Source organism: Streptococcus sp. KCJ4932 (genome assembly GCF_004352745.1).
In the GTDB taxonomy this organism is placed as follows: Bacteria; Bacillota; Bacilli; order Lactobacillales; family Streptococcaceae; genus Streptococcus; species Streptococcus ruminicola.
In genome coordinates this window covers 1-3,281 of record NZ_SJWW01000030.1, presented here as the reverse complement: position 1 = coordinate 3,281, position 3,281 = coordinate 1, and the positions used below count along the sequence as shown (strand labels likewise).

General features: G+C 30.9%; 3 protein-coding genes. 2 read left to right on the top strand and 1 reads right to left on the bottom strand.

The genetic code is table 11. From position 1 onward, the window contains the following. Nucleotides 1-807 precede the first annotated feature (807 nt). Nucleotides 808-1,107 carry a hypothetical protein gene (locus E0E02_RS09320; protein ID WP_133018449.1) on the top strand — a complete coding sequence of 100 codons (300 nt, stop codon included), beginning with the start codon at nt 808-810 and terminating at the stop codon, nt 1,105-1,107. Between the two features lie 82 nt (nt 1,108-1,189). Further along, nucleotides 1,190-2,656 carry a DNA (cytosine-5-)-methyltransferase gene (dcm, locus tag E0E02_RS09315; RefSeq protein ID WP_133018448.1) on the top strand — a complete coding sequence of 489 codons (1,467 nt, stop codon included), beginning with the start codon at nt 1,190-1,192 and terminating at the stop codon, nt 2,654-2,656. On the opposite strand, the gene E0E02_RS09310 is transcribed toward dcm, so the two are convergent. Then, on the bottom strand, nt 2,653-3,281 hold a 629-nt coding region (locus E0E02_RS09310; RefSeq protein ID WP_133018447.1), incomplete at its 5' end, for an NgoBV family restriction endonuclease. The genes dcm and E0E02_RS09310 overlap by 4 nt on opposite strands.

Below are 3,281 nucleotides of genomic sequence, written 5' to 3'. Positions count from 1 at the left end.
TCTTTTCAAATTTGTTGCCGTCGCCCTCTCGAACAACAGCTATATTAGTTTATCATTTCTATCACGCTTTGTCAAGAACTTTTTTTAAGTTTTTTTAAAGCCTTCTGAAATGTTTGCTGCCTCAAACGACAGCTTATTTAGTATACTAAACTTCATTTCCTCTGTCAACAGCTTTTTAGCTTTTTTTGATTTATTCGATCAGACGCTCTCACAGACTCTATTTAAGCATCAAATCACGTTCTATCACTTTTCTCTTTTATAGGGCAGTAAGACTCTTTGAGGCATTTTAAAAGGCACATGACTGCATTCTGAGTTTCTTCTCTAAATTTCTACTCCAATAATTTTTTCAAAAAACAAAAAAGAACACTCCAACGAGTGTTCTTCTGTACAAATCTGTAAAACGAATTAACGTTTTGAGAATTGTGAAGCTTTACGAGCTTTTTTAAGACCTGGTTTGATACGCTTACTTTTTATTAAGTTTCAAAGCACCTCTACCATTGCTTTTCTCAACATATTTCATCGAAAAAGATTTCAATAAATCAACATAACTTTTTTTGAAACTTGGAAAATATTATGTTGATTTATACTAAAATTACTAATACTATACAACATTTTATAGAAGAAAAGAGACGATATTTATGAAGAAGGCTGCCATTTTAAAGATAAAAAATATGGACATATCATATTTTACAAAAATCCTACACAAGAGAAAGTTTCCGAAAAAGATATATTTTTAGGAAAGACTTAAACATGAATACAATGACAATTTACTATATTTTGATAAAATAATCCTGAAAGCAAATTACTATGGAAATTAATGAAGAATACTATGATAATCTACTTGTTGCTATTCACCAATTTGAAAATATGATAAATGCTAATGTTTTTGATCGTGAACCCAACGCAATTGTAAAACAGTTTGGCAATGAGCTATTTAATCTCTGTAAATCAAATCAGTTAAATGTTTCATTGTCGGCAGTTAAACAACTTGGCGCTTATAATCAATTGCTTGATGAAGCTAATAAATTTAAAAACTACATTATTGAACAAGTTGAAAACTTTTATTATGAGTGGTTTGAACCATCAGCGATTGAATTTTATAATTAACCAAAACTCGGTTCCTTAAAACTTGAAAAAAAGAGGTGCTTTTAGTAGAATATAATTAACATATATATTAAGGAGTCCTGATATGCATGGCGGAATAAGACCAGGTTCTGGTAGAAAATCAAAAGAAAGTAAAAAAAAAGCAGTTACAATATACCTTGATGAACAAGAGATAGAAGTAATTGATTCATTGCCTTTACCAAAGCAAAATAACTTTTCCCAAAAATGTAGAGAATTAATTTCAATTGGTATAAATAAAATAACTGATAATTTATCTGAATCTGATAATACAATCAAATTTATTGATTTGTTCAGTGGGCTAGGAGGAATTCGTTTAGGATTTGAACAAGCATTAGCTGAATTTGGTCTCGTTGGAAAATGTGTCTTTTCCAGCGATATTAAACCAGCTGCTATAAAGGCTTATTCTAAAAATTTCAATCATAACCCCAAGTGTGATATAACTAAAGTCTCCCCATCAAGTATTCCTAACTTCGACTTTCTACTTGCTGGCTTCCCTTGTCAAGCATTTTCTCAAGCAGGCTTAGGTTTAGGTTTCCAAGATACGCGTGGTACATTATTTTTTGACATAGCTAAAATCCTGCTAGAAAAAAAGCCTTTAGGTTTTGTTTTGGAAAACGTTGAAGGCTTGGTCAATCATGACAAAGGTAAAACTTTTACAGTTATTACCAATACTTTAAAGGAGCTAGGATATAAAATTCAATTTAAAGTTTTAAATGGTAAAGATTTTGGTCTAGCACAATCAAGAAAAAGAATTTATATAATTGGATATAGAAATGGTGAAGTACAGCCACTTGAAAATTTCAATAATTCTTATTCAAATTTAGAAGATATTATAGATTATAATACTCCACCTGTTGTATCTGACTTCTCGAATAAATTATTAAGCCACTATAAATTAGATGAGGTTTATGGAAAGGCAATTAAAGATAAGAGAGGTGGAAAAAATAATATACATAGTTGGCAAATCGGACTCAAGGGAGAAATTTCTAAAGAGCAAGAGGAACTGCTGGATCAACTATTAAGACAGCGTCGAAATAAAAAATGGGCTGACTTAATTGGAATTGATTGGATGGATGGGATGCCTCTAACTGAACAGATGATTTCAACATTTTTTAATGCTGATAATCTTCACGAAATGTTAGAAGATCTAGTTGAAAAGGGATATTTAACATTTGAATACCCTAAAAAAAGAGAAGGAAACAAAAGAGTCCCTGACGAGACTCTAGCAAAAGGTTATAATATTGTTACCGGAAAACTCTCATTTGAGTTTACTAAAATCTTATCTCCTCATGATGTAACTCCCACACTAGTTGCTACAGATGTTAGTCGACTTGCTGTTCCAGTAGGCGAAGGAATTCGAAAATTAACGGTAAAAGAAGGTCTACGACTATTCGGTTTTCCTGATAATTATGATTTATCTGAATTAAAAGAAACTGAAGCCTTCGACCTCTTAGGAAATACAGTGTGTGTTCCTGTCATTAAAGAAGTTTCAAAAAAACTCCTAGCTTCCCATTTAAGTAATATTTTCTAATAATTTGTTACCTTATTTAGCCATTCATCTGGAGTAAATGGAATTGATGAATTTGGAAATTTCTTGAAAGCTTCATAAATTCCATTAATAAATTCTTTCTTATTTCTAAAAGTATCTCTTCTTCTAAAGTCACAGGGTCTAATTGCATAAGGTTGTCCTGTTTTTACCTGTAAACCAATTGGATATTTCTTCGATCTATTAGTAATTTCCCATATTCGTTTCAAATAAACTTTTTCAACTGTAAATCCACGTGTGAAGCCATCATTTTCGACCCTATACCCCAGAATAATAAAATAGGCATTTAACTTTCCTGGCCTCTCATAGGTTTGCTTAATAAAACTATATAAATTTGCAATATCAAAAGCTGGAGAATTTGCAAAATTCCAAGTTTTTATTTCAACATCATAATCAATATCATTAAAAGTTGCTCTGAAATCGGGAAACTCTTGGGTATGTTCTCCTTGTGTAATGTTCACATTTAAATAATTAAACCAAGCAGGTAACCAATCTTGTAAGGCATTTCCAATAATATCTTTATTTTCATACACTATTGGATGATTTGCAAAATTTATTGTAATTTGTCCTTTTTGACCTTCTAGTTTTTCTTTAGTAAATTCATACAGAG